Annotated in this window: 26 protein-coding genes and 5 tRNA genes; 17 read left to right on the top strand and 14 right to left on the bottom strand. The window is 69.8% G+C overall.

Features of this window, described 5'->3' with window-relative positions:
* Nucleotides 1–184: 184 nt before the first annotated feature.
* From ACYSUO_RS30270 to ACYSUO_RS30235, 8 genes are all read right to left on the bottom strand, one after another.
* Nucleotides 185–775, bottom strand: coding sequence for a GTP-binding protein (locus tag ACYSUO_RS30270; protein ID WP_266714479.1), 591 nt, complete (start codon nucleotides 773–775; stop codon nucleotides 185–187).
* Nucleotides 756–1,352, bottom strand: coding sequence for a DUF742 domain-containing protein (locus ACYSUO_RS30265; RefSeq protein ID WP_371591031.1), 597 nt, complete (start codon nucleotides 1,350–1,352; stop codon nucleotides 756–758). Before ACYSUO_RS30265 ends, ACYSUO_RS30270 begins: the two co-directional genes overlap by 20 nt.
* Nucleotides 1,353–1,446: 94 nt before the next feature.
* Nucleotides 1,447–1,860 carry a roadblock/LC7 domain-containing protein gene (locus ACYSUO_RS30260; protein ID WP_266714481.1) on the bottom strand — a complete coding sequence of 138 codons (414 nt, stop codon included), beginning with the start codon at nucleotides 1,858–1,860 and terminating at the stop codon, nucleotides 1,447–1,449.
* 10 nt (nucleotides 1,861–1,870) lie between these two features.
* On the bottom strand, nucleotides 1,871–5,128 hold the full coding sequence (locus tag ACYSUO_RS30255) for a sensor histidine kinase (RefSeq protein WP_461779392.1): 3,258 nt from the start codon (nucleotides 5,126–5,128) through the stop codon (nucleotides 1,871–1,873).
* Nucleotides 5,129–5,509: 381 nt separating this feature from the next.
* Nucleotides 5,510–6,097 (bottom strand): GTP-binding protein, encoded by a 588-nt coding sequence (locus ACYSUO_RS30250; RefSeq protein ID WP_266714485.1) that lies wholly within the window; start codon nucleotides 6,095–6,097, stop codon nucleotides 5,510–5,512.
* Complete coding sequence (locus tag ACYSUO_RS30245) at nucleotides 6,078–6,488, bottom strand: DUF742 domain-containing protein (RefSeq protein ID WP_266714487.1); 411 nt, start codon at nucleotides 6,486–6,488, stop codon at nucleotides 6,078–6,080. Before ACYSUO_RS30245 ends, ACYSUO_RS30250 begins: the two co-directional genes overlap by 20 nt.
* Nucleotides 6,489–6,660: 172 nt before the next feature.
* Entirely contained in the window at nucleotides 6,661–7,074 is a 414-nt protein-coding gene (locus ACYSUO_RS30240) for a roadblock/LC7 domain-containing protein (RefSeq protein WP_306318913.1), read from the bottom strand.
* Nucleotides 7,075–7,083: 9 nt separating this feature from the next.
* On the bottom strand, nucleotides 7,084–11,109 hold the full coding sequence (locus tag ACYSUO_RS30235; RefSeq protein ID WP_461779391.1) for a sensor histidine kinase: 4,026 nt from the start codon (nucleotides 11,107–11,109) through the stop codon (nucleotides 7,084–7,086).
* A 573-nt stretch (nucleotides 11,110–11,682) separates the two neighbouring features.
* On the opposite strand from ACYSUO_RS30235, the gene ACYSUO_RS30230 reads away from it, so the two are divergent.
* From ACYSUO_RS30230 to ACYSUO_RS30190, 9 genes are all read left to right on the top strand, one after another.
* A complete protein-coding gene (locus ACYSUO_RS30230; RefSeq protein ID WP_461779390.1) occupies nucleotides 11,683–11,871 on the top strand; it encodes a hypothetical protein in 189 nt (62 codons plus the stop codon).
* Nucleotides 11,872–11,962: 91 nt separating this feature from the next.
* Nucleotides 11,963–12,748, top strand: a complete 786-nt coding sequence (locus ACYSUO_RS30225) for a fumarylacetoacetate hydrolase family protein (protein ID WP_461779389.1) — start codon at nucleotides 11,963–11,965, stop codon at nucleotides 12,746–12,748.
* Entirely contained in the window at nucleotides 12,732–14,216 is a 1,485-nt protein-coding gene (gltX, locus tag ACYSUO_RS30220) for a glutamate--tRNA ligase (RefSeq protein WP_461779388.1), read from the top strand. The genes ACYSUO_RS30225 and gltX overlap by 17 nt, the downstream gene beginning before the upstream one ends.
* A 72-nt stretch (nucleotides 14,217–14,288) precedes the next feature.
* A complete protein-coding gene (locus tag ACYSUO_RS30215) occupies nucleotides 14,289–15,020 on the top strand; it encodes an HAD family hydrolase (RefSeq protein WP_461779387.1) in 732 nt (243 codons plus the stop codon).
* Between the two features lie 89 nt (nucleotides 15,021–15,109).
* A tRNA-Gln gene (locus ACYSUO_RS30210) sits at nucleotides 15,110–15,181 on the top strand.
* Between the two features lie 42 nt (nucleotides 15,182–15,223).
* Nucleotides 15,224–15,296: transfer RNA gene (locus tag ACYSUO_RS30205), tRNA-Glu, on the top strand.
* A 62-nt stretch (nucleotides 15,297–15,358) separates the two neighbouring features.
* Nucleotides 15,359–15,431, top strand: a tRNA-Glu gene (locus tag ACYSUO_RS30200).
* A gap of 38 nt (nucleotides 15,432–15,469) precedes the next feature.
* A tRNA-Gln gene (locus ACYSUO_RS30195) sits at nucleotides 15,470–15,541 on the top strand.
* Between the two features lie 21 nt (nucleotides 15,542–15,562).
* Nucleotides 15,563–15,635: transfer RNA gene (locus tag ACYSUO_RS30190), tRNA-Glu, on the top strand.
* A gap of 194 nt (nucleotides 15,636–15,829) precedes the next feature.
* Here ACYSUO_RS30190 and ndgR read toward each other — a convergent pair.
* Nucleotides 15,830–16,546 (bottom strand): IclR family transcriptional regulator NdgR, encoded by a 717-nt coding sequence (gene ndgR, locus ACYSUO_RS30185; RefSeq protein ID WP_266714499.1) that lies wholly within the window; start codon nucleotides 16,544–16,546, stop codon nucleotides 15,830–15,832.
* Nucleotides 16,547–16,736: 190 nt separating this feature from the next.
* Between ndgR and leuC the strand changes: the two genes are divergently transcribed.
* The 4 genes from leuC to ACYSUO_RS30165 all read left to right on the top strand — a co-directional run bounded on the left by leuC (nucleotide 16,737) and on the right by ACYSUO_RS30165 (nucleotide 20,137).
* Nucleotides 16,737–18,161 carry a 3-isopropylmalate dehydratase large subunit gene (gene leuC, locus ACYSUO_RS30180; RefSeq protein WP_461779386.1) on the top strand — a complete coding sequence of 475 codons (1,425 nt, stop codon included), beginning with the start codon at nucleotides 16,737–16,739 and terminating at the stop codon, nucleotides 18,159–18,161.
* Between the two features lie 5 nt (nucleotides 18,162–18,166).
* A complete protein-coding gene (gene leuD, locus ACYSUO_RS30175) occupies nucleotides 18,167–18,760 on the top strand; it encodes a 3-isopropylmalate dehydratase small subunit (protein WP_461779385.1) in 594 nt (197 codons plus the stop codon).
* Nucleotides 18,761–19,079: 319 nt separating this feature from the next.
* Entirely contained in the window at nucleotides 19,080–19,319 is a 240-nt protein-coding gene (locus tag ACYSUO_RS30170) for an SCO5555 family protein (RefSeq protein WP_266714505.1), read from the top strand.
* Between the two features lie 131 nt (nucleotides 19,320–19,450).
* Complete coding sequence (locus ACYSUO_RS30165; RefSeq protein ID WP_461779384.1) at nucleotides 19,451–20,137, top strand: HU family DNA-binding protein; 687 nt, start codon at nucleotides 19,451–19,453, stop codon at nucleotides 20,135–20,137.
* 118 nt (nucleotides 20,138–20,255) lie between these two features.
* Here the strand turns inward: ACYSUO_RS30165 and ACYSUO_RS30160 are convergent, their stop codons facing one another.
* A complete protein-coding gene (locus ACYSUO_RS30160; RefSeq protein ID WP_326015360.1) occupies nucleotides 20,256–20,459 on the bottom strand; it encodes a hypothetical protein in 204 nt (67 codons plus the stop codon).
* Between the two features lie 13 nt (nucleotides 20,460–20,472).
* Nucleotides 20,473–21,108, bottom strand: coding sequence for a 2-phospho-L-lactate guanylyltransferase (gene cofC, locus ACYSUO_RS30155; protein WP_461779383.1), 636 nt, complete (start codon nucleotides 21,106–21,108; stop codon nucleotides 20,473–20,475).
* 121 nt (nucleotides 21,109–21,229) lie between these two features.
* Between cofC and ACYSUO_RS30150 the strand changes: the two genes are divergently transcribed.
* The 3 genes from ACYSUO_RS30150 to ACYSUO_RS30140 all read left to right on the top strand — a co-directional run bounded on the left by ACYSUO_RS30150 (nucleotide 21,230) and on the right by ACYSUO_RS30140 (nucleotide 24,271).
* A complete protein-coding gene (locus ACYSUO_RS30150; protein ID WP_461779382.1) occupies nucleotides 21,230–22,030 on the top strand; it encodes a lysophospholipid acyltransferase family protein in 801 nt (266 codons plus the stop codon).
* Nucleotides 22,027–23,037 carry an NAD(P)H-dependent glycerol-3-phosphate dehydrogenase gene (locus ACYSUO_RS30145; RefSeq protein ID WP_461779381.1) on the top strand — a complete coding sequence of 337 codons (1,011 nt, stop codon included), beginning with the start codon at nucleotides 22,027–22,029 and terminating at the stop codon, nucleotides 23,035–23,037. Before ACYSUO_RS30150 ends, ACYSUO_RS30145 begins: the two co-directional genes overlap by 4 nt.
* 70 nt (nucleotides 23,038–23,107) lie before the next feature.
* Complete coding sequence (locus ACYSUO_RS30140; RefSeq protein WP_461779380.1) at nucleotides 23,108–24,271, top strand: D-alanine--D-alanine ligase family protein; 1,164 nt, start codon at nucleotides 23,108–23,110, stop codon at nucleotides 24,269–24,271.
* Between the two features lie 210 nt (nucleotides 24,272–24,481).
* On the opposite strand, the gene ACYSUO_RS30135 is transcribed toward ACYSUO_RS30140, so the two are convergent.
* Complete coding sequence (locus ACYSUO_RS30135) at nucleotides 24,482–24,994, bottom strand: DUF3515 domain-containing protein (RefSeq protein WP_461779379.1); 513 nt, start codon at nucleotides 24,992–24,994, stop codon at nucleotides 24,482–24,484.
* Nucleotides 24,995–25,014: 20 nt separating this feature from the next.
* Nucleotides 25,015–25,248 (bottom strand): Lrp/AsnC family transcriptional regulator, encoded by a 234-nt coding sequence (locus ACYSUO_RS30130; RefSeq protein WP_016642988.1) that lies wholly within the window; start codon nucleotides 25,246–25,248, stop codon nucleotides 25,015–25,017.
* Between the two features lie 242 nt (nucleotides 25,249–25,490).
* On the opposite strand from ACYSUO_RS30130, the gene ACYSUO_RS30125 reads away from it, so the two are divergent.
* Nucleotides 25,491–26,459, top strand: a complete 969-nt coding sequence (locus ACYSUO_RS30125) for a thiamine-phosphate kinase (RefSeq protein WP_461779378.1) — start codon at nucleotides 25,491–25,493, stop codon at nucleotides 26,457–26,459.
* Between the two features lie 125 nt (nucleotides 26,460–26,584).
* Here the strand turns inward: ACYSUO_RS30125 and rpmB are convergent, their stop codons facing one another.
* Nucleotides 26,585–26,770, bottom strand: a complete 186-nt coding sequence (gene rpmB / locus ACYSUO_RS30120) for a 50S ribosomal protein L28 (RefSeq protein ID WP_266714523.1) — start codon at nucleotides 26,768–26,770, stop codon at nucleotides 26,585–26,587.
* Nucleotides 26,771–26,914: the final 144 nt, after the last annotated feature.

Raw genomic sequence — 26,914 nt, 5'->3', positions numbered from 1 at the left:
GGGGGCCGGGCCCCCCCCCCCCCCCCCGCCCCCCCCCCGGGGGGGGGGGCGGGGGCCCCGGGGGGGGGGGGGGGGGGGGGGCGGGGGGGGGGGGGGGGGGGGGGGGGGGGCCCCCCCCCCCCCCCCCCCGCCTCAATCTCCCCCAGCTAACGCTGGGAGGTGCCCCCTGCGGGGCTGAAAATACCTACCGCAGCCGCGCCATCAGCGCATGCTCCACCAGCGTGATCAGCGTCGACTTGGCGTCCGCGCGGTGGCGGGCGTCCGTCGTGATGATCGGGGTGTCGGGGCCGATCTGCAGGGCCTCGCGGACCTCGTCCGGGTTGTAGGGCTGCGCGCCGTCGAAGCCGTTGAGGGCGATGACGAAGGGCAGGCCGGAGTTCTCGAAGTAGTCGACGGCGGGGAAGCAGTCGGCGAGGCGGCGGGTGTCGACGAGGACGACGGCGCCGATCGCGCCGCGCACCAGGTCGTCCCACATGAACCAGAAGCGGTCCTGGCCCGGTGTACCGAAGAGGTACAGGATCAGGTCCTGGTCGAGCGTGATGCGGCCGAAGTCCATGGCGACTGTGGTCGTCGTCTTGTCCCCGGTGTGGGTCAGGTCGTCGATGCCCGCGGACGCGGACGTCATGACGGCCTCGGTGCGCAGCGGGTTGATCTCGGAGACGGCGCCCACGAACGTCGTCTTGCCGACGCCGAAACCACCTGCCACCACGATCTTCGCCGATGTGGTGGAACGGCTTGGAGCAGCCGGCCCTCCGCTAGAGCTTGCGAAGTCCACTGAGCACCCTTTCGAGCAATGTCACGTCTGGCTGGCCGCCGGCGGTCTCGTCGCCGCCGGGCTGATGGATGGCGACCAGTCCCGCCTCCGCGAGGTCGGCGACGAGAATCCTGGCCACACCGAGGGGGATCGTCAGGAGGGCCGAGATCTCGGCCACCGACTTGATCTCTCGGCAGAGGTTGCAGATCCGCTGGTGCTCGGGCAGTTGGCCCTGCAACTGGTGCGGCTGCGCGGTGGTGTGCACCAGCGCCTCGATGGCGAGCTGGTACCGCGGCCTTGTGCGGCCGCCCGTCATGGCGTACGGGCGCACCAGCGGGTTGTTCTTGGCGGCGGGTGCGGGATTCGCGTCGGGACGCGGCTGCGGCTGCACGGGCTGGATGCGCGGCGCGGGCGGCTGGTCGTAGGGACCGGGCTGCCGGGTGGGCCGGGCGTGGTTCGCCGACGACGGGGAAGACGGGAAGTTGTACCGGTTCTGGGATCCGTCGTCACCCATACCCGCCTGGCCGCGCCCCTGGCCGTGGCCGTAGGGCGGCCACTGGGCCGACGAACCGCTCGGGGGTGTTGCTGAACCAGACACGAACTTCCTCCTCCGACTGCGCTGGGCACCATCACTGTGGAGCCGCGTCCCGAAACCTTACGGCCCCGGGACACGAATACGCACTGCCTGTTTGTTAGTTGAGAAGGCTTCCCTGAAGCTCCGCCCGCAGGTCCGGCGTGAGAACCGTGCCCGCCCGGTCGACAAGAAGGGCCATCTCGTACCCAACGAGACCAATGTCCGCCTCGGGGTGTGCAAGGACGGCGAGAGAAGAGCCGTCCGAGATGGACATGATGAAGAGGAATCCTCGCTCCATCTCCACAACTGTCTGGTTCACCGGGCCGCCTTCGAAGATGCGGGAGGCGCCCGCGGTCAACGAGGTCAGACCCGAGGCGACGGCCGCCAGCTGGTCGGCGCGGTCGCGGGGGAACCCTTCGGACATCGCCAGAAGGAGTCCGTCGGCGGAGACCACCACCGTGTGGGACACACCGGGGGTGTTGTCCACGAAGTTGGTGATCAACCAGTTCAGGTTCTGTGCCGCCTGGCTCATCGGGCTCACACTAACGCTCCTGGTTGTAGGTGCTGTCAGGACCGAAGCCCTGGCCGTTCGTATCACTGCTGCCTTCACTGCGTCCCCGCTGTACGCCGCGACGCAGGTTGCTGAGCCTGCCCCTGACGTCCTCGGGGGCGCGGGAGACCTGTGGGCCGCCCTGCGGCGTCGACTCCGCCGTGCCCTCGACCAGGTTGGCCTTGGGCACCCGGCGCGGCAGCCCGGACGCGGTGACCCCGCCCGCCTTCGGCTTCTTGAGCTGCTCCGCGCGCTCCCACCGGGCGTCGTTGGCCGAGCGCCAGGTGGTGTCGTCCTCGGAGCGGGTCTCGGGGGCCTGCTGGGGGGTCGGCGCCGGCTCCTGCGAGGCACCGCCACCGCGCCGCGGCAGACCGGCGTCGGTCAGCGCGTGGGGTGCGGAAGGGGCCGGTCCGGTCGAATCCGAGGGGGTGGCACCGTGTCCGTCGAAGCCTACGCGTTCCCGGTCCGCCGCGGCAGTGTCCGGAGCGGATTCCGCTTCGGGACCGAACGGGCCCTGGAAATCGGCCCGGTAGGGCTCCCGGTAGGAGTCCTGCGCCTGCCAGTCCGCCCGCTGCGATGACGCCTCGAAGGGGTTGTACGGCTCCCGCGGCGCTTCCGCATAACCGTCCTGGTACCCGTCCTGTGTGGGGTACCCGGAGGCGAACCCGTCCGGCTGTCCGGTGTCGTGGGTCGGCTGTACGGGGACGAACCCGTCGAATCCGCCCTGCTGCCGGCCGTCGTAGCCGCCCTGGTGCTCGTCGTAGACACCCTGCTGCGGATCGTCGTAGGCGAGCTGGCGACGGTTGTCGTACGGGGCCTGCCGGGTGTCGTACGCGTCCTGCTCCGCGAAGGGCGGACGGTCCTGCTGCGGCTGCTGTGGCTGGAACTCGTCGCGGAAGAGCGGGCGTTCCTGTTGCGGCTGCTGCTGGTCCTGGGCGGGGTCGTCCTGCTGCTGCGCCTCCAGGGCCGCACGGCGCTCCTCACGCATGAGGGAGCGGCCGACCGGGTCCAGCTCGCGGGCGTCGTCCGGGACGTCGTAACGGCTGTCGTCGAAGCCGAGTTCGGCGGCCGTGCGCAGCGGGGTGTGCTCGAACGCGGCCTGCTTCGGGATCATCGTCGAGACGGTGAACTCGGAGTCCTGCTGGATCCCGCCGCCACCACCGTGGGTGATGACCTCGGGCAGCATGACCAGCGACGTCGTGCCCGCCTGCTCGCCCGAGGGGCGCAGCTGCACGCGGATGCCGTGCCGGTCCGACAGGCGGCCGACCACGAACAGGCCCATGCGCTGGGAGATCGCGGCGTCCACCGTCGGCGGGTTGGCCAGCTTGTGGTTGATGTCCGCGAAGTCCTCGGCGGTGAGGCCGATGCCCTTGTCGTGGATCTCGATCATGACGCGGCCGTCCGGGAGACGGGTCGCGGTGACGCGGACCTTGGTCTGCGGCGAGGAGAACGTCGTGGCGTTCTCCAGAAGCTCGGCGAGCAGGTGCACGAGGTCGGTGACCGCGCGGCCGTGGATCTCGGCCTCGGGGACGCCGGCCAGCTCGATGCGCTCGTACTGCTCCACCTCGGAGGTCGCGGCGCGCAGCACGTCGACCAGCGGGACCGGCTGGTCCCAGCGGCGTCCGGGCTCCTCGCCGGCGAGCACCAGGAGGTTCTCGCCGTTGCGGCGCATACGGGTCGCGAGGTGGTCCAGGCGGAAGAGGTTCTCCAGCTGGTCCGGGTCGGCCTCGTTGTTCTCCAGGTCGGTGATGAGGGTCAGCTGGCCCTCGATCAGCGACTGGTTGCGGCGCGACAGGTTGGTGAAGATCGCGTTGATGTTGCCCCGGAGCAGCGCCTGCTCGGCGGCGAGCCGGACGGCCTCGCGGTGCACCTGGTCGAAGGCGCGGGCGACCTCGCCGATCTCGTCCGTCGTGACGATCGGGATCGGCTGTACGCGGGTGTCCACCCGGCCCGGCTCGGTGCGCGAGAGCTGGTCGACGAGCATCGGCAGGCGCTGCTCGGCCACGTCGAAGGCGGCGGTGCGCAGCCGGCGCATCGAGCGGGACATCTGCCGGGCCATCTGGCCGGCGATCAGGACGGCGACGAGCAGGGCGATCACGACGGCGGCACCGATGATGATCGCTTCGCGCTTGGCGTCGGCGGCGATCCCGGAGGCCTCGGTCACGGCCTTGTCCGCAAGATCCGACTCGATCGTGCGATAGGCGTCGAACTTCGCCGTGTTGACCGCCCACCAGTTCTCGGGCGTGACGCCCTTCTGGGCCAGCGCGAGCCGGGCGCTCGGCTGGGTGCTGGGCAGCGCCACCACGGCGGCCACCATCTTGGTGTTCTCCGGCGGCGGGACGTACGAGGGGTCCTTGGCCTTGGCCGCGGCTGCCTGCTTGGCGCCGTCGGTCTTCAGCCTCTTGATCGTGCCCTGGAGCTTCTGGAGGTCCTCGGCCGTACCGCCGCCCTTGTACTCCTCGATGGCGATGTTCTCGAGGTAGGCGTAGCTGCCGAGCGCGGTGCGCTGACGGGTCAGGTTCGTGGCGCCGGGGCCCGGCTTCACCAGGAGGTGCATGCCGATGGACCGCTCCAGCGAGAGCGCCGCCTTGGTCAGCGAGATCGCGTAGACGGTGCGGCCGTAGCTGGTGATGTTGCCGGTGCCGAGGCCGAGCTCGTTGGCGAACTCCATCAGCGGGTGCTGGATGGCGACGTAGCCCTCTTCGGTCTGCACACCGGGCAGCTTCGAGGTGTAGGCGGCCGCGCGCAGCTTCTTCAGCTGGGGCTCGACCTTGGTGAACTGCGCCATGCGGCGCTGGAGGCCTTCCTTCTGCGGCATGTTCTCGGCCGCGGCGTGGAACTTGTCGGCGGCGGCGTCCGTGGCCTGCCGGGCCTTGGCGACCTGGGGGTCGTCCGTCTTGCCCTGGAGGAGGGGCGCGGCGGTGCTGTCGCGCTCCTCGATGAGGCGGTTGCCGTACGTCAGGGAGGCCTGCACGAGACGTGCGGTGCTCTCGGCGTCCTCGGCCTCCTGCCAGGTGTCGATCGAGTTCGACACCTGGAAGCCACCCATGACGAGGCCGACGAGCACGGGTATCAGGAGGATGGCGTTCAGCTTGGTGGGTACACGCCAGTTACGGGGGGACATGCGTCCGCCCGACGATGCCGGCGCCGTGGCCTCGGCCGCCGGTGCGGTCCGCGCCGCGTCGCGCGGGGGCGGGGTGAAGTTGCCCCGCGCCGAGACCGGCTCGGGACTGTTCTTGCTTCGCCTCACTCGACCAACAACCTCTCGGCGTCGGCACCTACGTTGTGCCGCGGTATGTCTCCAGGCCCATTCCTACTGGGCAGTTCAGCGCATTCCAGCACGTCAGGAGGCGCACTTCCAAACAGTCGGAAGCGGAAGCTCCGGGTGACGCACACCCCAGATAAAACGGTCATAAAGAGCGAGCCCCGCCAAAAGGCGGGGCTCTTGTGAGCGCAGTGGAACCGGCTGTGCGCGACGTGTGTCGGTGCCCTGGGAATTCTCTTTCGAAACGTTATGAACACCAGGGCCCGGCGTGTCAAAGGCCACAGGCGGCGCCGAATGGGCTACGACAACTGCCGTATGGATCCAGCCACTTACTGACCGAGAACCGACCGATTTTGACCGGCGTCGCTACTTCAGGCGGGCCATGAGGGCGTGCTCCACCAGCGTGATCAGGCCGCTCTTCGCGTCGGCGCGGTGGCGGGCGTCCGTCGTGATGATCGGGGTGTCGGGGCCGATCTGCAGGGCCTCGCGCACCTCTTCGGGGGCGTACGGCTGGTGCCCGTCGAAGCCGTTGAGGGCGATGACGAAGGGCAGGCCGGAGTTCTCGAAGTAGTCGACCGCGGGGAAGCAGTCGGCGAGGCGGCGGGTGTCGACGAGGACGACGGCGCCGATCGCGCCGCGCACCAGGTCGTCCCACATGAACCAGAAGCGGTCCTGGCCCGGCGTACCGAAGAGGTACAGGATCAGGTCCTGGTCGAGCGTGATGCGGCCGAAGTCCATGGCGACGGTGGTCGTCGTCTTGTCCCCGGTGTGGGTCAGGTCGTCGATCCCCGCGCTCGCCGAGGTCATCACGGCCTCGGTGCGCAGCGGGTTGATCTCGGAGACCGCCCCGACGAACGTGGTCTTGCCGACGCCGAAGCCGCCCGCCACCACGATCTTCGCCGAGGTGGTGGCACGGGCGGTTCCCACGGAACCGTCAGAGCTTGCGAAGTCCACTGAGCACCCTTTCGAGCAGAGTCACGTCCGGCGCACCGCCGTTGGCCTCGTCGCCGCCCGGCTGGTGAATGGCGACGAGCCCGGCCTCGGCCAGGTCCGCGACGAGGATCCGGGCCACACCGAGCGGCATCGACAGCAGCGCCGAGACCTCGGCCACCGACTTCACCTCGCGGCACAGGTGGCAGATGCGCTGGTGCTCCGGCAGCAGCGTCACCAGGGCCGCGGGGTCGGCCGTCGTGCTCACCAGCGCCTCGATGGCGAGCTGGTAGCGCGGGCGGGTCCGGCCACCGGTCATCGCGTAGGGGCGGACCAGGGGCTGGTCGCCCTCGAAGCCGTACCCGGCGTGGGCGGTGGCGCCGTACGGGTCGTGTGAGTCGGTGGGCGGGGTCATGGATCCTCCGGGCGGGACGACAAGTGCGGGGGCCTGCCGTCTGAGGGTGGGCCGGTGGGGGGATTGTGACGGCGGAATATCGGGGTGTGCGGATTGCGTGAGCTGACTGGATTCCGGGGCTGCCGATGAAGCAGACTGCGGGGGTGGCCGGGGTTACCGGCCGTTACGGACCTCAGTGCAGCAGGCTGCCCTGGAGTTCGGCGCGCAGATCGGGCGTGAGCACCGAGCCCGCGCGGTCGACCATCAGAGCCATCTCGTAGCCGACGAGGCCGATGTCGCAGTCGGGGTGTGCGAGCACGGCGAGCGACGAGCCGTCCGAGATGGACATGATGAAGAGGAAGCCGCGCTCCATCTCCACGACCGTCTGGTTCACCGGGCCGCCCTCGAAGATCCGGGACGCGCCGGCCGTGAGCGAGGTGAGACCCGACGCCACGGCCGCCAACTGGTCCGCGCGGTCGCGCGGGAACCCCTCGGACATCGCGAGCAGCAGCCCGTCCGCGGACACCACGACCGTGTGAGAGACACCCGGTGTGTTGTCCACGAAGTTCGTGATCAACCAGTTCAGGTTCTGTGCCGCCTGGCTCATCTGGCTCAACTAACGCTCCTGCTGGTGAGTGGGGCGGGGGTAGCTGCCGGTGTTGCCGGCCTGCCGCCCCTGCTGAATGCCCCGACGGAGATTGGTCAGCCGACCGCGCACCTCGTCGGGCGCGCGCGAGACCTGAGGACCGGTCTGAGTCTGCTGCTCCTGAGCGGTGCCCGCCACAAGGTTCGCCCTCGGCACACGGCGGGGGAGACCGGAGTGGGTGACGCCGCCCGCGGCGGGCTTGCGCACCCGCTCGGCCTGGCGCATCAGGTCGTCGTTGGGGGACTGCCGCCAGTTGGCCTCGGCCGGGTCCGGGGACGCGGCGGGGCGCGAGGGGGCCTGGCCCTGCTGCCGCTGGGGGAGACCCTGGTCGGGACGCCCACCCGGCGACTGCATGCCCTGGCTGCGGCCCTGCCCGTTCTGGTTCCGACCGTTCTGGCTCTGGCCCTGGCCCTGGTTCTGACCCTGACCCTGGCTCTGGCCGTTCTGGCCGTGGAACCAGTTCGTCTCCAGCGTGTCGTACAGCGGCGTACGGCCGTCCCCGCCCGAGTTGTCGCCCGGCGGCAGGAAGTCCTCCTGCGAGGGCTGCGCCGGGATGCCCTGGTCCTGGGCGCCGTTGCGCTGCGGCGGCTTCGGGGGCGTGAACTCGAACTGGCCGGTGGCCGAGCGGCCCTGGGGCTGCGCGTACTGGCCGGTGTTCGCCGGGTCGCTCGGCGGGCGGTTGTACTGGCCGCTGCCGGACGAGGGGTCTTGCGGGCGCGGGAAGCCGCCGCTGTCGGACGGGTCCTGCGGCTGGTTGAACCGGCCGGTGGTGGACGGGTCCTGGACGCGCGGGAACTGAGCGGTGCTCGACGGCTCCTGCGGGTTCTGGAACTGACCGGTGGCCGACGGGTCGCCCTGTGCCTGGTTGTACTGACCGGTGTTCGCCGGGTCCTGGGAGCGCGGGAACTGGCCCGTGCCGGACGAGGGGTCCTGCGGGCGCGGGAAGCCGCCGCCGTCCGACGAGCCCTGCGGCTGCGCGAACCGGCCGGTGGCGGAGGGGCCGCCCTGCTGCTGGTCGTACTGACCGGTGGCGGACGGGTCCTGGACACGCGGGAACTGGGCGGTGCCCGGGTCCTGCGGACGCTGGTGCCGGCCGGTGCCCGACCGGCCGCCCTGCGGCTGCTCGAACTGGCCGGTGGCGGACGGGTCCTGACGGCCGGTCAGGCCGCCGTCCCGGAAGCCGTTCGCCGCGTCGGGACCGCCGGTGTTGCCGGTGTTGCCGTCACGCGGGCCGAAGACGTCCGAGCGGACGAACTGGCCGGAGTCCTGCGACGGGCCGCGGCCACCCTGCCGGGGCGGACCCTGGCGGTCGTCGTGGACGCGCGGGAACTGGGCCGTGGAGTCCGGCTCGTCGTGACCGCGCGGAGCGTCCAGGTTCGGCTGCGCGTTCTCGTCGCTCCAACTCGGCGTACGGGGCTGCGGGTTGCCACCGGGCAGCTCGGCACGCGGGCCACCGCGCGGGGGCAGCACCGGACGCCGGCCCCGCGGCTCGTTGGGGTCGCTGTGGGTGCGCTGCTGCGGCGGCACGGGGCCGCCGGGCGCCTGCCCCTTGCTGAACGCGTCGGGAGCGGAGGGGCCGGAAGGGTTGGAGGGACCCGAGGGGCCGTTGGCGCCGGAACCGGCCGGCGCCTGCGGGCCACCGCGCCCGGGCAGCGCCGCACGCGGCCCACCCGTACCGGCACCGACCTGCGGCCGCCCGCCGGGGGCACCGGAGCCACCGCCGAGGAGACCGGCAGGGCCACCGGCGTTGCCGGGCGCCTGGCCGCGCCGCGCGGCGGCGACACCGGCCGCGGCCTGCGCGGCGGCCGGACCACCGGAACCACCGGGGCCACCCTTGCCGGAAGGCTTCTTGCCGCCCTGCGCGACATCCACGGGCAGCATGACCAGCGCGGTCGTACCACCGGAGTCGGAGGGGCGGAGCTGTATGCGGATGCCGTGGCGCTGCGACAGACGACCGACCACGAACAGACCCATGCGACGCGACACGGAGACGTCCACGGTGGGCGGCGACGCGAGCCGCTCGTTGATCGCGGCGAGGTCCTCGGGGGAGAGGCCGATGCCGGTGTCGTGGATCTCGATCAGCACACGCCCGTCGGGCAGCGCGTGACCGGTCACCTTCACCTTGGTCTGCGGCGAGGAGAACGAGGTCGCGTTCTCAAGCAGCTCGGCGAGCAGGTGCACGAGGTCGTTGACCACGCGGCCGGCGACGTCGGTCGCGGGTACGGCGGCCAGCTCAATACGTTCGTACTGCTCCACCTCGGACGCGGCGGCACGCAGCACGTCGACGAGCGGCACGGGCCGGGTCCAGCGGCGACCGGGCTCCTCACCGGCGAGAACGAGGAGGTTCTCACCGTTACGGCGCATGCGGGTCGCGAGGTGGTCGAGCTTGAACAGCGACGACAGCTGGTCCGGGTCGGCCTCGCGGGACTCCAGCTCGGAGATGAGGGAGAGCTGACGCTGGATGAGGCCCTGCGAACGGCGCGAGAGGTTGGTGAACATCGCGTTGACGTTGCCTCGCAGGAGGGCCTGCTCGGCGGCGAGACGCACGGCCTCGCGGTGCACGTCGTCGAAGGCCGCGGCCACCTTGCCGATCTCGTCGCGCGAGTGCACGCCGACCGACTCCACGGACGTGTCGATGTCCTGCGGGTCGGACTCGGACAGCTCGCGGACCAGCTCGGGCAGGCGGTCCTGGGCGACCTTGGTCGCGGTGTCCTGGAGCCGGCGCAGCGAGCGGATCATGGAGCGGGCCACGACGAAGGCGCCGACGAGCGAGACGCCGAGCACGAGCAGGATCAGCGCACCGTTGATGATGGCCGAGCGCTCGGAGGCGTTGCGCAGCTCGCGGGCCTGCTGCTCCATCTGGTTGAGCAGCGTCAGCTCGATCTTGGACATTTCCTGGATGCGCGTGGTGTCCGCGTCGACCCAGTCCTTGTACGAGCGCTTGTCCTGCGTCTTGATGCCGTCGGGCTTCTGCAGCACGCGGTTCGCGTAGGTGTCCGCGGCCGTGATCGTGGAGTTGTTCTCCTCGATCGGCTTCAGCAGCTCCTGCGCGGGCACGGCGCCGTACACGGCCTTGAAGGACTGCAGCTGCGACTTCTGGTTCTCGGCCGCGGCGAGCCCGTACTGGCGGTCGGTCTCGGAGAGCTTGCCGAAGCGGGCGCTGTTCGGCGGCAGGGCGGCCGCGATGATGGCGCGCTGCTCCGAGGCGTACTCCTTGGCGGAGGAGAACGCCGCCAGCGCGCGCGTGCGCTGGATCATCTCGGGGCTGCTGGTCGCCTGCGCCATGTCCGTGGACAGGGAGAGTAGCTCGTCGATGATCCGGCTGTAGGAGTCGACGGTCTGCGAGGAGTTCGACTTGTCCTCGTACGCCCCCTGCCGGATCTTGCTGAGGGTGTTCAGCTCGCTGGCGATCTGCACCGCGTGCTCGCGCACACCGTTGAGGCTGCCGGTCTCGCCGTCGGCCTTGATGTCGGTGGTGCTCTGCAGGAACGTGGTCTGGGCGCGGTTGGTCTTCTCGCGCGTCGACTTGACGTTGAAGTCGCTCGTCGAGGAGCCGTTCGACAGCGGGCCCGCGGCCTGGTCGCGCTCCTCCTGGAGCGCCGACGCCAGCTCGGTCGCCTGCTTGGTCATCTCCGTCAGCAGCTTCATGTTGTCGAGCTGCTGGATGTCGTTCAGGGACTCGGCGATGCGCAGCGCGCCCAGCGAGGTCGCGGCGACCACGGGGAGCGCGAGCAGCGAGACGAGGCGCGTGGAGATGCGCCAGTTGCGCAGCGCCATTCGCGAACCGGGCCCCGTGGGGCCCTTGGGCTTCGCCGAGGACGGCGTGCCCGAGCCGGAAGCCCCGCTCCTGCCGTCGGCCTCCGAGGTGTCGACGGACGCGGTGCGTCCCGGGTTCTGGGCGTGCGGGGGCCGGGTGCCGCCGGCTGTCGGGCCGGTCCCGCCGCGCGGCTCCGGCTCCGCCGCAGCGCTGCCATCCCTGTTCTTACGTCCCTGCACTAGCGTCGCAACCTCTGGACCAGGCGCCCCGCCCGTAAGCACGGACAAGACGGTGTCGGCGTCGTTCGGGGGGCGACCTGAAACGTCCCCCTTGGTCGTGAGTGACCGGCGCTGGTTCCCCCTCTCCGCCGCTGCTCGGCGCTGCTGTGCGCCCGTGCGCGCCGGTTCTGTACCTGCGGCGGTCCACGCGATTCCAGCACAGTGCAGGATCTCCAACAAGGCCCGTGGGGACTGCCGCACCCTGTGTGACGCGACGTAAGAGGAGAGTCACGGGACGTGCAACTCGACCTGCTTCAACCCGGTCATTGCGGGACTTTCCGCGTACGCCAGGGGGGTGTCCCGGCCGCCGTGATCGGGAGCGGAATAGTGGCTTCAGTCGCGTAATGTCCGTTTCGCGGGCGGGAGTTGGCGGCCCGAAGTGCCCCATTTGCGAGGTACTCCGTGAGCAAACTCACATGCTGGTGATCGTAACTTCCCGGCTTTCGGCGGGAATCAGATGTTTAGCCTGACGTTGAAAAGGGATGGCCCACCAGACTGCACATCAGACTACGGAGAAGGTTCCCGAGCACAGTCATGACGAAGACGATGATGTTCCAGAACATTGCCAACCCGCGGCGCACGACGCTGGCGCACCTCGCGGACGCCGAGGAGATCCAGGCCGCGCCGGCCGTCCCGGAACACCCGGCGACGCTCCCCACGAACACGGCCAACCCCAAGCGCACGATCCTGATGAAGGCGCCGGAGACCGCCCCGGCGGCGTAACAACCGGGCCGACGGCGCAGGCCCCACCGCGTTAGCCTGGGTCGGTCACATCCCACCCGGATCAACGCCAGAAAAAGGGGCGCAGCAGACCGTGCGCATCGCCAGATTCTCCATCGACGGGAACGTCGCCTTCGGCGCGGTCGAGGGCGACAAGCCAGACGAGCTCGTCCTCGACATCATCAAGGGCATCCCGTTCGCGGACTACGAACTCTCCGGTACCAAGGTCCCGGTCAGCAAGGTCCGGCTGCTGCCCCCCGTGCTCCCGAACAAGGTGATCGCCTTCGGCCGCAACTACGCGGAGCACGCGAAGGAACTGGGCAACGAGGTCCCGGACACCCCCTTCGCCTTCTTCAAGCCGTCGACGTCGGTGATCGGCCCCGACGCCGAGATCCAGTACCCCGGCTTCTCCGAGGAACTGCACCACGAGGCGGAGCTCGCCGTCGTCATCGGCCGCATGTGCCGCGAGGTCCCGCGCGAGCGCGTCAAGGACGTCATCTTCGGCTACACCGCCGCCAACGACGTCACCGCACGCGACGTGCAGAAGCGCGAGAAGCAGTGGGCGCGGGCCAAGGGCTTCGACACGTCCTGCCCGCTGGGCCCCTGGGTCGAGACCGACCTCACCCTGGAGCAGGCCTCCGACCTCACGATCCAGTGCACGGTCAACGGCCAACAGCGTCAGCTCGGCCGCACGTCGCAGATGATCACGTCCATCGAGGACCTGGTCGTCAACATCTCCGAGGCCATGACGCTGCTCCCCGGCGACGTCATCCTCACGGGCACCCCGGAAGGGGTCGGCCCGCTCAGCGTCGGCGACGAGGTCGCCGTCAGCATCGAAGGCATCGGCACTCTCACCAACAAGGTTGTCAAGCGTGGCTAGCGCACCCGTACGCGTCCGTTTCTGCCCCTCGCCCACCGGTAACCCCCACGTGGGCCTGGTCCGCACCGCCCTGTTCAACTGGGCCTTCGCGCGCCACAACCAGGGCACCCTGGTCTTCCGCATCGAGGACACCGACGCGGCCCGCGACAGCGAGGAGTCGTACGAGCAGCTCCTCGACGCGATGCGCTGGCTCGGCTTCGACTGGGACGAGGGCCCCGAGGTCGGCGGCCCGCACGCGCCGTACCGCCAGTCCCAGCGGATGGACATCTACAAGGACGTCGCCGACAAGCTCCTCGCCGCCGGCAAGGCGTACCCCTGCTACTGCTCCACCGAGGAGCTGGACGAGCGCCGCGAGGCGGCCCGCGCCGCCGGCAAGCCCTCCGGCTACGACGGCCACTGCCGCGACCTCACCGCCGAGCAGAAGGCCGCGTACGAGGCCGAGGGCCGCAAGCCCATCGTCCGCTTCCGCATGCCCGACGAGCGGATCACGTTCAACGACCTGGTCCGCGGCGAGATCTCGTACGAGCCGGAGAACGTCCCGGACTACGGCATCGTCCGTGCCAACGGCGCCCCGCTCTACACGCTCGTCAACCCGGTCGACGACGCGCTGATGGAGATCACCCACGTCCTGCGCGGCGAGGACCTGCTCTCCTCCACTCCGCGCCAGATCGCCCTCTACTGGGCGCTCAAGGACCTGGGCATCGCCAAGCTGGTCCCCGAGTTCGGCCACCTCCCGTACGTCATGGGCGAGGGCAACAAGAAGCTGTCGAAGCGCGACCCGCAGAGCAGCCTCAACCTCTACCGCGAGCGCGGCTTCCTCCCGGAGGGCCTGCTCAACTACCTCTCGCTCCTCGGCTGGTCCCTCTCCGCGGACCGCGACATCTTCTCCATCGACGAGATGGTCGCGGCCTTCGACGTCAAGGACGTCCAGCCGAACCCGGCCCGCTTCGACCTCAAGAAGTGCGAGTCGATCAACGGCGACCACATCCGCCTGCTCGATCCGAAGGAGTTCGCGGAGCGCTGCGCCCCGTGGCTGAAGGCCCCCTTCGCTCCGTGGGCCCCGGAGGACTTCGACGAGGCGAAGTGGGCGGCGATCGCCCCCCACGCCCAGACCCGCCTCAAGGTCCTCTCCGAGATCACGGACAACGTGGACTTCCTCTTCCTCCCGGAGCCGGTCTTCGACGAGGCGAGCTGGACGAAGGCCATGAAGGAGGGCTCCGACGCGCTCCTGCGCACGGCCCGCGAGAAGCTGGACGCGGCCGACTGGAACTCGCCCGAGTCCCTCAAGGAGGCCGTCCTGGCCGCCGGCGAGGCCCACGGCCTCAAGCTCGGCAAGGCCCAGGCCCCGGTCCGGGTGGCCGTCACCGGCCGCACGATCGGCCTGCCCCTCTTCGAGTCCCTGGAGATCCTGGGCAAGGAGACGACCTTCGCCCGCATCGACGCGGCCCTGGCGAAGCTCACCGCGTAAGCACGCGCGCGTAGCCCTCTGAAAGACCCGGAAGCGGACGGCTTCCGGGTCTTTCGGCGTTACGGTCGTGACATGCCGCACAGCACTCCGATCAAGGCCATCGTCTGGGACATCGATGACACCCTCTTCGACTACGCGACGGCCGACACCGTCGGCATGCGGGCCCACCTCGACGCGGAGGGGCTGCTCGACGGCTTCGGGAGCGTCGAGGAGGCGCTCGTGCGGTGGCGGGCCGCGACGCGCGAGCACTGGGCCCGGTTCGAGGCGGGGGAGTCCGACTGGGAGGGGCAGCGCAGGGACCGCGTGCGCAGCTTCGTGGGGCGCGCCATGGAGGCCGAGGAGGCCGACGGCTGGTTCGCCCGCTATCTCGGCCACTACGAGGCCGCGTGGAGCCTCTTCCCCGACACTGTCCCGGCCCTCGACACCCTCGCCCACGGCTACCGGCACGCCGTGCTGTCCAACTCCTCGCTGCACAACCAGGACCGCAAGCTGCGCGTGCTCGGCGTGCGCGACCGCTTCGAGGCCGTCCTGTGCGCCGCCGAACTCGGCGTCGCCAAGCCCGAAGCGGCCGCCTTCCACGCCGTCTGCGAGGAGCTCTCCCTGGAGCCGCACGAGATCGCGTACGTCGGCGATCAGCCGGACACGGACGCCCGCGGAGCCGTCGACGCGGGCCTGAGCGGAATCTGGCTCGACCGCGCGGAACTGGGCGGAAGGCCCGAACTCGTACGCATCACAGGGCTCGAGCAACTGCCTGCGCTGTTGGCGGGGGATACCCGTTTTGGAGCGCAGTCCACCTTCGGGTAATGTTCTTTCTGCGCCAAGGGGAGCGGGCCGAAAAGCCCGGGTCCCGGAAGCGCAAGCCAAGCAAGATCCCCTCGGGGGTGGCGCTTCGGTGGCCTATGGTGTAATTGGCAGCACGACGGTTTCTGGTTCCGTTAGTCTAGGTTCGAGTCCTGGTAGGCCAGCTCGCAGAGCTCATCTGCAACCGTGGATATGGCATCCACAAAGCCCCCGTTGTGTAGCGGCCTAGCACGCCGCCCTCTCAAGGCGGTAGCGCCGGTTCGAATCCGGTCGGGGGTACAGATCCTTCCCGCGGGGACGGCCTGGGTAGCTCCCACCGACTCTGATGCAGGATCGCTAGGGCCCCCGTTGTGTAGCGGCCTAGCACGCCGCCCTCTCAAGGCGGTAGCGCCGGTTCGAATCCGGTCGGGGGTACGCATTGAGTTCGTGGGCCGCAAGGTCTTGAACTTCAGTGGTCTATGGTGTAATTGGCAACACTACGGTTTCTGGTACCGTCATTCTAGGTTCGAGTCCTGGTAGACCAGCTGATCACGCAAGTGGTCAAGGCCCCCGTTGTGTAGCGGCCTAGCACGCCGCCCTCTCAAGGCGGTAGCGCCGGTTCGAATCCGGTCGGGGGTACTCGCGAACGATCAAGGCCCTTCCCGAAGTCGGGAAGGGCCCTTTTCGTATGCCGTGACATGTGCTGCCGTGACATGTGCGGCCACACGTACGGGAGTTGAAGCCGGGAGTGGACAACTCCGGCCGGTCGCTGCGGCGTTGAAGCGACCGGCCGGGAACGGGCAGGGAACGTAAGGGGAGTTGGGGCAACCGGATCAACCGGTGCGGCGCAGGGCCTCGGAGAGGCGGCCCGCGGCGTCGATGATCGCCTGGGCGTGCATCCGGCCCGGGTGGCGCGTGAGGCGCTCGATCGGCCCGGAGACCGAGACCGCGGCCACGACGCGGTTGGAGGGGCCGCGCACGGGCGCGGAGACGGACGCGACGCCCGGCTCCCGCTCGCCGATCGACTGGGCCCAGCCGCGGCGCCTGACGCCCGACAGGGCCGTCGCCGTGAAGCGGGCGCCCTGGAGTCCCCGGTGCAGGCGCTCCGGCTCCTCCCAGGCCATCAGGATCTGCGCGGAGGAACCCGCCTTCATCGTGAGGGTGGAGCCCACCGGGACCGTGTCCCGCAGTCCGGAGAGCCGCTCCGCCGCGGCGACGCAGATGCGCATGTCGCCCTGGCGGCGGTAGAGCTGGGCGCTCTCGCCCGTGACGTCCCGAAGGTGCGTGAGCACCGGGCCCGCCGTCGCGAGGAGGCGGTCCTCGCCGGCCGCCGCCGAGAGTTCCGCGAGGCGCGGGCCGAGAATGAAACGGCCCTGCATGTCACGCGCCACCATGCGGTGGTGTTCAAGGGCCACCGCCAGGCGGTGGGCTGTGGGTCTTGCCAGTCCGGTGGCCGCGACAAGGCCTGCGAGGGTCGCGGGTCCGGACTCCAGAGCGCCCAGGACAAGGGCTGCCTTGTCCAGAACGCCGACGCCGCTACTGTTGTCCATGCGTCGATACTCCCGTCTCACTCTGTGAAACGCAAGTTCAATTTTCCGTGGAACTTGCCACCCTGTACGTCACACCGGCCCGTGGACCAAACGGGCCCGGCCGTTGACGTCCGGTACGAGGGGTACGGGCGACGGCGATCCGAAATCTCTAGTTGGGCCGGCGCACCTCAAGCCGGCCGGAGGGAAAGCGATGGGTAGGACACTCGCGGAGAAGGTCTGGGACGACCACGTCGTCCGGCGCGCCGAGGGCGAGCCCGACCTCCTCTTCATCGATCTGCACCTGCTGCACGAGGTGACCAGCCCGCAGGCCTTCGACGGCCTCCGCCAGGCGGGACGTCAGGTGCGGCGCACCGACCTCACCATCGCCACCGAGGACCACAACACCCCGACCCTCGACATCGACAAGCCGATCGCCGACCCGGTCTCGCGCGTGCAGCTGGAGACGCTGCGCAAGAACGCGGCCGAGTTCGGGGTCCGCCTGCACTCGCTGGGCGACGTCGAGCAGGGCGTCGTGCACGTCGTGGGCCCGCAGCTGGGCCTGACGCAGCCGGGCACCACCGTCGTCTGTGGCGACTCCCACACCTCGACGCACGGCGCCTTCGGTGGCCTGGCGTTCGGCATCGGCACCTCGCAGGTCGAGCACGTGCTGGCCACGCAGACGCTGCCGATGTGGCGGCCGAAGACGATGGCGATCACCGTCGACGGCGAACTGCCCGAGGGTGTCACCGCCAAGGACCTGATCCTCGCCATCATCGCGAAGATCGGCACCGGCGGCGGCCAGGGCTACATCCTGGAGTACCGCGGCTCGGCCATCGAGAAGCTGTCGATGGAAGCGCGGATGACCATCTGCAACATGTCCATCGAGGCCGGTGCCCGCGCGGGCATGGTCGCCCCCGACGAGACGACCTTCGCGTACCTGGAAGGCCGTCCGCACGCCCCCAAGGGCGCCGACTGGGACGCGGCCGTCGAGTACTGGAAGACGCTGAAGACGGACGACGACGCGGTCTTCGACGCCGAGGTCTTCATCAAGGCCGACGAGCTGTCGCCGTTCGTGACCTGGGGCACCAACCCCGGTCAGGGAGCGCCCCTTTCGGCGAACATCCCCGACCCGGCTTCGTACGAAGACGCTTCGGAGCGGTACGCCGCCGAAAAGGCCCTGGAGTACATGGGGTTGGAGGCCGGGCAGGCGCTGCGCGACGTCAAGGTCGACACCGTCTTCGTAGGCTCCTGCACCAACGGCCGCATGGAGGACCTGCGCGCCGTCGCCGAGATCCTCAAGGGCCGCAAAATCGCCGACGGGCTGCGGATGCTGGTCGTTCCCGGCTCCGCGCGGGTGGGCCTGCAGGCCGTCGAGGAGGGCCTGGACAAGGTCTTCAAGGAGGCCGGCGCCGAGTGGCGCTACGCGGGCTGCTCCATGTGCCTGGGCATGAACCCGGACCAACTCGCTCCCGGCGAGCGCTCCGCGTCCACCTCCAACCGCAACTTCGAGGGCCGGCAGGGCAAGGGTGGCCGCACCCACCTGGTCTCGCCCCAGGTCGCCGCGGCCACCGCCGTTCTGGGCCACCTGGCCTCGCCGGCCGACCTGTCCGACACCCCTGTCGCCGCTGGAGTCTGAGAGTCATGGAAGCATTCACCACGCACACCGGCCGGGCCGTCCCGCTGCGCCGCAGCAACGTCGACACCGACCAGATCATCCCCGCCCACTGGCTCAAGAAGGTGACGCGGGACGGGTTCGAGGACGGGCTGTTCGAGGCCTGGCGCAAGGACTCCGAGTTCGTGCTCAACAAGCCCGAGCGCGAGGGCGCCACCGTCCTGGTGGCCGGTCCCGACTTCGGCACCGGATCGTCCCGTGAGCACGCCGTCTGGGCCCTGCAGAACTACGGCTTCAAGGCCGTCATCTCCTCCCGCTTCGCGGACATCTTCCGCGGCAACTCCCTCAAGAACGGTCTGCTGACCGTGGTTCTCGACCAGAAGGTCGTGGACACGCTGTGGGAGCTGGTGGAGAACGACCCGCAGGCCGAGATCACGGTCGACCTCCAGGAGCGCGAAGTTCGGGCCGAGGGCGTCACCGCGTCCTTCGAACTGGACGAGAACTCCCGCTGGCGGCTGCTGAACGGGCTCGACGACATCAGCATCACGCTGCGCAACGAGGAGGACATCGCCGCCTACGAGGCGAAGCGTCCGGTCTTCAAGCCGCAGACGGTCCAGGTCTGAGCCGACCGGACTCCTGGGGTTCCTCTCACGGATCCGTAGACCGGCAAGGCTTATTCAGGCCACATCCACAGGGCCTCGTACCCCCAATCGTGCACCGGTTGGGGGTACTTCTGTGTCCGGCTCCAAAGCCCCTCCGGGGCCCTGCGCGAGGGGGGGCCGGGGCCTCTCAACTCCCTTGAATACCAGGGGTGTTCCACGGGTACGCGTGTTTCGGAGGCACGCTGGGCGAGCACGTTGTGCGAGGCTCCAGAAGGGCCTTCTGGGGCGGGAGTTGCACCCTGCGGAGGCGACAACTCGCCCCAGATGGCACAATCTGTGCATGGAACACGACGGCCAACTCCAGCTGTACGCGGCGGTCGCGGACCAACTCAAGGAAGCGCACGCCAGAGTGCGCACACTGCAAGTCCCGGAGGGCGTACGGATGGCGCTGACCCGGAAGCTGCTGGCCGTCACGGCCGCGGCCAAACACGATCTCGCCGGTGCGGCAAGGCGTCTGGAGCGATTCATGGCGGACCTCGACGACTTCGAAGAGGGCTCGATCACTGAAGAGGAACTCTGAGACTGTCCAGTTCGTTGCGGCACAAGGGTGATTAGCCCGTTTCGCGTTTGATTTGCGGTATATATCTGCCTAACGTGCGAAAAGCCGGTGCGAAAAAGATTCGCTCCGGCAATGTCTCCGAAGGGGAAGACGTGAACAAGGCGCAGCTCGTAGAAGCCATTGCCGACAAGGTTGGTGGCCGTCAGCAGGCCGCTGACGCCGTCGACGCCGTACTCGACGCCATCGTCCGTTCCGTGGTCAGCGGTGACCGCGTCTCGGTCACGGGCTTCGGTTCGTTCGAGAAGGTCGACCGTCCGGCCCGTTACGCCCGCAACCCGCAGACGGGTGAGCGCGTCCGGGTCAAGAAGACCTCGGTGCCGCGTTTCCGCGCCGGCCAGGGCTTCAAGGACCTCGTCGCGGGCTCGAAGAAGCTCCCGAAGAACGACGTCGCGGTCAAGAAGGCGCCCAAGGGCAGCCTGAGCGGCGGCGCTTCGGCGACGGTCAAGAAGGCGGCCGCCAAGAAGGCGACCACCGCCAAGAAGGCCACCGCCAAGAAGACGACGGCGAAGAAGACCACCGCCGCCAAGAAGGCGACGCCGGCCAAGAAGGCGACCACCGCCAAGAAGGCCGCCACCGCCAAGAAGGCCACGGCGAAGAAGACCACCGCCAAGAAGGCGGCTCCGGCCAAGAAGGCCACCGCGAAGAAGGCGGCCCCGGCCAAGAAGGCCACCGCCAAGAAGACGGCGCCCGCCACGAAGGCCACGGCCAAGAAGGCGCCCGCCAAGAAGTCCACGGCGCGCAAGACCACCGCCAAGAAGGCCACCGCCCGCAAGAAGTAAGTCGCTTCTTGGGCGTACGCCACAAGGTTGCTCACGCGTCGGGCCGGGCTCCCTTCGGGGAGACCGGCCCGCGGTGTGTCCGAGGGCCCCACCGGGGCCCTACGGCGTTTTCAGAGGGTCAGAAGGTCTGCAGGGTCACCAGCGTGATCTGCCGCGCGTCACCCTCACCCTGTACCTCGATGCGCACCCGCTGCCCGGGTCGCAGCAGCCGCAGCCCGCCCGCGTCGAAGGCGGCGGCGTCGAAGGAGACGGGTGTGCCGTCGTCCAGGAGGACGCTGCCGGCACGGGTTTCGGAGTCGTACGTGTACGCGGTGGCCTGCATACGGGCAGCGTACTCAGTCCGGGATCAGGAGCCCCGCCGCGGCCCGCGCGGTGTGCGGGCCCACGCCGAGGGCGAGCGCCGCTCGCAGGTCGTCGCCGGTGTCGACGTCCTGGCGTACGGAGTGGACGCCTTCGAGGGGGAGTTCCGCGGCGCCGGACGCCGTGTGGCGGGCGCGCGATGCCCCGCCGAATGCGGGCAGCAATTCCGTGCCGGGGGCCGCGGACAAGAGCGTTGTGCCGATTCCGGCGGCATCGGGCAGAAATGCGCGGGGAAATGCGGATGCCGTCGCGAGAACGCGGGCCAATTCGGAGGGGCGCAGCGCCGGCAGGTCGGCGTTCAGGGCGGCTATGGCGGCGGTCCGGCGTTCGGAGCGTACGAACGCCTCTCCGTGGGCGAGAGCGGCGTTGAGGCCCGCCTGTGGGGCGTCCGGGACCACGTGGGCGCCCAGGGCCGCCAGTTCGCGCTCCGCGCGGGAATCGTCCGTGACGACCACCACATCCCGCACCGCCGTGCAGGCCCGCGCGGCGGCCACGGTGTCCTGGGCGAACGCCAGGGCGAGGCTTGGGCGCAGCGCGTCTCCCGCCGTCGGGGCCAGTCTGCTCTTGGCCCGCACCAGCGGTTTCAGCGGTATCACCAGGGTCCACTGCACGCGCCTATTGTGACCTGTGCATGAGGTGCGGCTGTCCGTGCGGGCGTACGGTGTTCTCGACAGGCCGGTGGGCCGGGCCGACACGTGTGCGGCCCAGGCCCCCCTAGAGGAAGGTGTCCGAGTGTCCCGCCGCAGAATCGGCTTCTGGTACCGCTTCGCCGCGGTCCTCTGCAAACCACCGCTGGTGGTTCTGTTCAAGCGGGACTGGCGTGGAATGGAGAACATTCCGGCCGACGGAGGCTTTATCACCGCGGTCAACCACAATTCGCATCTGGACCCGTTCCTCTACGCCCACTTTCAGTACAACACGGGACGGGTCCCGCGTTTCCTCGCCAAGCACGGCCTCTTCCGGAAGGGGTTCGTGGGCGCCGCGATGCGCGGCACCGGACAGATTCCCGTCTATCGCGAGTCCACGAACGCGCTGAGCGCCTTCCGTGCCGCGATCGACGCGGTGGAGCGCGGTGAGTGCGTGGCCTTCTATCCGGAAGGAACGCTCACCCGCGATCCCCAACTGTGGCCGATGACCGGAAAGACGGGCGTCGCGCGCGTGGCGCTTCAGACGAAGTGCCCGGTGATTCCGGTCGGCCAGTGGGGCGCCACCGAGGCGCTCGCTCCGTACTCCAAGAAGCCGCACTTCTTTCCGCGTAAAACGCACCATGTGCTCGCCGGTGAGCCCGTCGACCTCTCCGCGTTCTACGACAGGGAGATCACGCCCGACCTCCTGAAGGAGGTGACCGAGGTCATCATGACCGCGATCACCGCCGAGGTGGCGGAGCTGCGCGGCGAGAAGGCACCGCAGAAGCGTTACGACCCGCGTGAGGCGCGCATCCAGCAGCGGCGCAAGTTGCAGGGGGACAAGGGCAGTTCGGCCAGTTCGGCCAGCCCGGCCGCGAGCGGTACGACCGAGGAGAGCAGCAAGTGACCCGACCCGTGAAGGCCGCCGTCTTCGGCACCGGCTCCTGGGGCACCGCCTTCGCGATGGTGCTCGCGGACGCGGGCTGCGACGTCACCCTCTGGGCCCGCCGCGCCGAACTCGCCGAGGCCGTCAACTCCACGCGTACGAACCCCGATTACCTGCCCGGCGTCGAACTCCCTCAGAACGTGCGGGCCACCACCGACCCGGCCGAGGCCGCGGCGGACGCCGACTTCACGGTGCTCGCCGTGCCCTCACAGACGCTGCGCCAGAACCTGGGGGAGTGGGCGCCGCTGCTCGCCCCGGACACCGTCCTCGTCTCGCTCATGAAGGGCGTCGAGCTCGGTTCGGCGATGCGGATGAGCGAGGTCATCGAGGACGTCACGAAGGTCGGCGAGGACCGCATCGCGATCGTCACCGGCCCCAACCTCGCGCGCGAGATCGCCGCCCGGCAGCCCGCCGCCGCGGTCGTCGCCTGCCGCGACGAGTCCGTGGCCCAGCGGCTCCAAGTCGCCTGCCACACCCCGTACTTCAGGCCGTACACGAACACCGACGTGATCGGCTGCGAGCTCGGCGGCGCCGTCAAGAACGTCATCGGCCTCGCCGTCGGCATCGCGGACGGCATGGGGCTCGGCGACAACACGAAGGGCTCGCTCATCACGCGCGGGCTCGCGGAGACGACCCGGCTCGGGCTCGCCATGGGCGCGGACCCGCTGACGTTCTCCGGACTCGCGGGCCTCGGCGACCTGGTGGCCACCTGCTCCTCGCCGCTGTCGCGCAACCACACCTTCGGCACGAACCTCGGCAAGGGCATGACCCTCCAGGAGACCATCGCGGTCACCAAGCAGACCGCCGAGGGCGTCAAGTCCTGCGAGTCGGTGCTCGATCTGGCGCGCCGGCACGGCGTCGACATGCCGATCACGGAGACCGTCGTCGCGATCGTCCACGAGGGCAAGTCCCCGGTCGTCGCGGTGAAGGAGCTCATGTCGCGCTCCGCCAAGCCGGAACGACGCTGAGCGACAACTGTGCGACCGGGGCTCTGCGGGCGCTGACTCTCGTACTACCAGCAGGTACGCTCAACGCGATATGAGCAGCGAGAACCTCCCCCAGAGCCCTGCGTCCACCGCAGGTGGGCCCAAGCCGCGTGTGGCCGTCGTCTTCGGTGGCCGCAGCTCCGAGCACGGCGTCTCCGTGGTCACGGCGGGCGCCGTGCTGCGTGCCATCGACCGCTCCAAGTACGACGTGCTGCCGATCGGCATCACGCGCGAGGGGCGTTGGGCGCTGACGTCGGACGATCCCGAGCGGATGGCCATCACCGACCGCCAGGTGCCGGACGTCGCCGATCTCGCCGAGTCCCCCGAGGGCGGTGTGGTCCTCCCGGTCGACCCGGGCTCCCGCGAAGTCGTCTACAACGAGCCGGGATCGGTCCCCAAGGCCCTCGGCGAGGTCGACGTGGTCTTCCCCGTGCTGCACGGCCCGTACGGCGAGGACGGCACGATCCAGGGCCTCCTCGACCTCTCCGGAACCCCGTACGTCGGCTGCGGTGTGCTCTCCTCGGCCGTCGGCCAGGACAAGGAGTACATGAAGCGCATCTTCACGTCCTTCGGGCTGAAGGTGGGGCCCTACCTGGTCGTGCGTCCGCGCGAGTGGGAGCGGGACCAGGAGGGCGCCCGCCGCCGCGTCGCCGACTTCGTCGGGGACCACGGCTGGCCGCTGTTCATCAAGCCCGCGCGCGCGGGCTCGTCGATCGGCATCACGAAGGTCGACTCCTTCGACGGGCTCGACGAGGCGATCGAGACGGCCCGTGAGCACGACCCGAAGGTGATCATCGAGGCCGGCATCGTCGGGCGCGAGATCGAGTGCGGGGTCCTGGAGTTCGAGGACGGGCCGCGCGCCTCCGTCCCGGCCGAGATCCCGCCGGCCGACTCCCACGCGTTCTACGACTTCGAGGCGAAGTACATCGACTCCGCGGCCGGCATCGTGCCCGCGCCGCTGAGCGAGGAGCAGACCGCGGAGGTCCGCAGGCTCGCCGTCGACGCCTTCGAGGCCATGTCCTGCGAGGGCATCGTGCGGGCGGACTTCTTCCTCGACGAGGACGGGGAGTTCGTCATCAACGAGGTCAACACGCTGCCGGGCTTCACGCCGATCTCCATGTACCCGCGGATGTGGCAGGAGAGCGGAGTGAGCTACCCGGAGCTGGTGGACCGGCTCATCCAGGCGGCGCTTCGGCGGTCGACCGGACTGCGGTAATCACAGCCTTCATGACAGGCGGTCTAGGGTCCTTCTGACGGGTCAGGCTGGATGCGGGTGGCCGTGCATGTTCGGTGCTGGCGAGCGGGGTCTGGTGCGTGCAGCTGCAAGGCGGAGGAGGGCGTCAACGCGGAGCGTTGGCAACCGACGACAACGCCGCAGATGTGCGTGCCAGGGCCCGCGACTCCAGCAGGATCCGTCAGAAGGGCCCTAGTCGGCGATCCCCTTGGGGATCGCCTTCTTGATGGGGTCGGCGAGGTCGACCAGGGAGCCCGCGCCGTTCTTGGTGACCTCGTCCTTGGGGATCGTCACCTCGACGAAGGCGAGGCGTCCGCCCGTCGTCATGCGCTGTGCGCCGTCGTCGAGTTCGTCCGCCACCCAGCCGACGCCGTCGATCGTCGCCGTGTTGCTGCTCGTCTTCAACGCCGCGTCGGGCCACGGCACGCCGCAGCGCAGTATGATCGCGGGGCTTCCCCACGCCGCGGTGAGCTCCGAGCCCGGTTCGGGATCGTTGCGCTCGAGTCCGTCGACCTTCTCCGGCAGGACCTTGTCCAGGTTCCGGCACAGCTTGGCGGCCTTCGCGTCCGGAGTGGGAACCGCCGCCTTTGGCGCCTCGTCCGTCGAAGCGCAGCCCGCGGTGGCGATCAGCAAGGAGAGCGAGGGCACCGCGATGGACAGGCGGCTCAGTCGGCCGTGCCGGATCCGGTGACGATATGACTTCACCGGCACAGCGTAGACGGGGGCTACAGGTGGACGACCGGGCAGGTCAGAGTGCGCGTGATGCCGTCCACTTGCTGGACCTTGGCGACCACCATGCGGCCCAGCTCGTCGACCGTGTCGGCCTGCGCGCGGACGATCACGTCGTAGGGGCCGGTGACGTCCTCGGCCTGGATCACTCCTGGAATCTTCCCGATCAGCTCGGCGACGGTCGACGCCTTGCCTACTTCGGTCTGGATCAGGATGTACGCCTGTACCACGGAACCTCCAGGGCGGCCACGAGGATCATCACGAGGATCATGTGGGGAGAAGGGACGCCACGTTATCGCGTCACCGCTCGTCGCGGGGAGACCCGGTGGCGGCTGTGGCGCCCGACGGACGTGGAAGGCAGGCCCGTGACACAAACCGTACCCATGACAGAGTCGGCCCGCGACCGCAAGCGGGCCGGGGCATTCGGCCCAGGCGGCCGGCAGCGGACCGGGGCAGAAAGGGCAGCACGCGCATGAAGGGCACCGTCGGCGAGTTGGGGGAGTTCGGCCTCATCCGAGAGCTGACCTCTCGGCTCACCACCACCCCGGCCGTACGCATCGGTCCCGGCGACGACGCCGCCGTGATCGCGGCACCGGACCGCAGGGTCGTCGCCAGCACGGACGTCCTGCTGGAGAACCGGCACTTCAGGCGCGACTGGTCCACCGCGTACGACGTCGGGCGCAAGGCCGCCGCGCAGAACCTCGCCGACATCGCGGCCATGGGCGCCGTGCCCACCGCGCTGCTGCTCGGCCTCGTCGTACCCGCCGAACTGCCCGCGTCCTGGCCCTCGGAGCTGATGGACGGGCTGCGCGACGAGTGTCAGGTGGCGGGCGCCGCCGTCGTCGGCGGCGATGTCGTACGCGGCGACACGATCACCGTGGCGATCACCGCGCTCGGCGACATGCAGGGCCACGAGCCGGTGACCCGGTCCGGCGCGCAGCCCGGCGACGTCGTGGCCGTGACCGGCTGGCTGGGCTGGTCCGCCGCCGGATACGCGGTGCTCTCGCGCGGCTTCCGCTCGCCCCGCGCCTTCGTGGAGGCGCACCGCCGTCCCGAGCCCCCGTACGAGGCGGGTCCCGCCGCGGCCGGGCTCGGCGCGACCGCCATGTGTGACGTGAGCGACGGGCTGATCGCCGACCTGGGCCACATCGCCGAGTCGAGCAAGGTCCGCATCGACATCAAGTCGGGGCAGGTGGACGTGCCCACGCAGATGAGCGACATCGGCCAGGCCGTCGGCGTCGACCCGCTGCAGTGGGTGCTGAGCGGGGGCGAGGACCACGCGATCGTGGCCACCTTCCCGCCGTCGGTGAAGCTGCCCGCCCGCTGGAAGGTGATCGGCGAGGTGCTCGGCCCCTCGGCGCTGTCCCAGGTGACCGTGGACGGGGCGCCCTGGACGAGTCAGAGCGGCTGGGACCACTTCGGAGGCGAGATCGAGTCGTGAGCCCCGCCCGGGGCCTGTCGTTCGGACCAGGCCCCAGGGCACGAACCAGGGCACAAAAAAGAGCCGGTCCCCGAGGGGACCGGCTCTTTAAAGCAACCAGCTAGGTGGCCGCGCTACGCGAAACGTCAGCGCGAGACCTTGCCGGCCTTGATGCACGAGGTGCAGGCGTTGAGGCGCTTCGGCGTCCCACTGATCACGGCACGCACACGCTGGATGTTCGGGTTCCAGCGACGGGGCGTACGGCGGTGCGAGTGGGAGATGCTGTTGCCGAAGCCCGGCCCCTTGCCACAGACGTCGCAGTTGGCAGCCACGGGTCACTCCAAAGACTTCAGATGCTCTTACGGTTGATCCCGGCATGCCGGGATCAGGATCGGAGGACTCTGAGTGGCGGTGCCAGGGGATGGCCCGATGAATATCGGGCAACCCGAGCAGCATACAACGGCTGCGTCGGTACA

It is taken from the genome of Streptomyces sp. UC4497, assembly GCF_054871485.1.
The sequence above is the reverse complement of the archived record's forward strand: the minus strand, read 5'-3'. Positions and strand labels throughout refer to the sequence as shown.

What these genes read in the sequence shown, in the direction of transcription:
- ndgR (WP_266714499.1), bottom strand. Translation starts at nt 16,546, where the DNA reads ATGGACAACAGTAGCGGCGTCGGCGTTCTGGACAAGGCAGCCCTTGTC.
- leuD (WP_461779385.1), top strand. Translation starts at nt 18,167, where the DNA reads ATGGAAGCATTCACCACGCACACCGGCCGGGCCGTCCCGCTGCGCCGC.
- leuC (WP_461779386.1), top strand. Translation starts at nt 16,737, where the DNA reads ATGGGTAGGACACTCGCGGAGAAGGTCTGGGACGACCACGTCGTCCGG.
- ACYSUO_RS30125 (WP_461779378.1), top strand. Translation starts at nt 25,491, where the DNA reads ATGAAGGGCACCGTCGGCGAGTTGGGGGAGTTCGGCCTCATCCGAGAG.
- ACYSUO_RS30160 (WP_326015360.1), bottom strand. Translation starts at nt 20,459, where the DNA reads ATGCAGGCCACCGCGTACACGTACGACTCCGAAACCCGTGCCGGCAGC.
- ACYSUO_RS30260 (WP_266714481.1), bottom strand. Translation starts at nt 1,860, where the DNA reads ATGAGCCAGGCGGCACAGAACCTGAACTGGTTGATCACCAACTTCGTG.
- ACYSUO_RS30245 (WP_266714487.1), bottom strand. Translation starts at nt 6,488, where the DNA reads ATGACCCCGCCCACCGACTCACACGACCCGTACGGCGCCACCGCCCAC.
- ACYSUO_RS30140 (WP_461779380.1), top strand. Translation starts at nt 23,108, where the DNA reads ATGAGCAGCGAGAACCTCCCCCAGAGCCCTGCGTCCACCGCAGGTGGG.
- ACYSUO_RS30215 (WP_461779387.1), top strand. Translation starts at nt 14,289, where the DNA reads ATGCCGCACAGCACTCCGATCAAGGCCATCGTCTGGGACATCGATGAC.
- ACYSUO_RS30230 (WP_461779390.1), top strand. Translation starts at nt 11,683, where the DNA reads ATGACGAAGACGATGATGTTCCAGAACATTGCCAACCCGCGGCGCACG.
- ACYSUO_RS30170 (WP_266714505.1), top strand. Translation starts at nt 19,080, where the DNA reads ATGGAACACGACGGCCAACTCCAGCTGTACGCGGCGGTCGCGGACCAA.
- ACYSUO_RS30240 (WP_306318913.1), bottom strand. Translation starts at nt 7,074, where the DNA reads ATGAGCCAGGCGGCACAGAACCTGAACTGGTTGATCACGAACTTCGTG.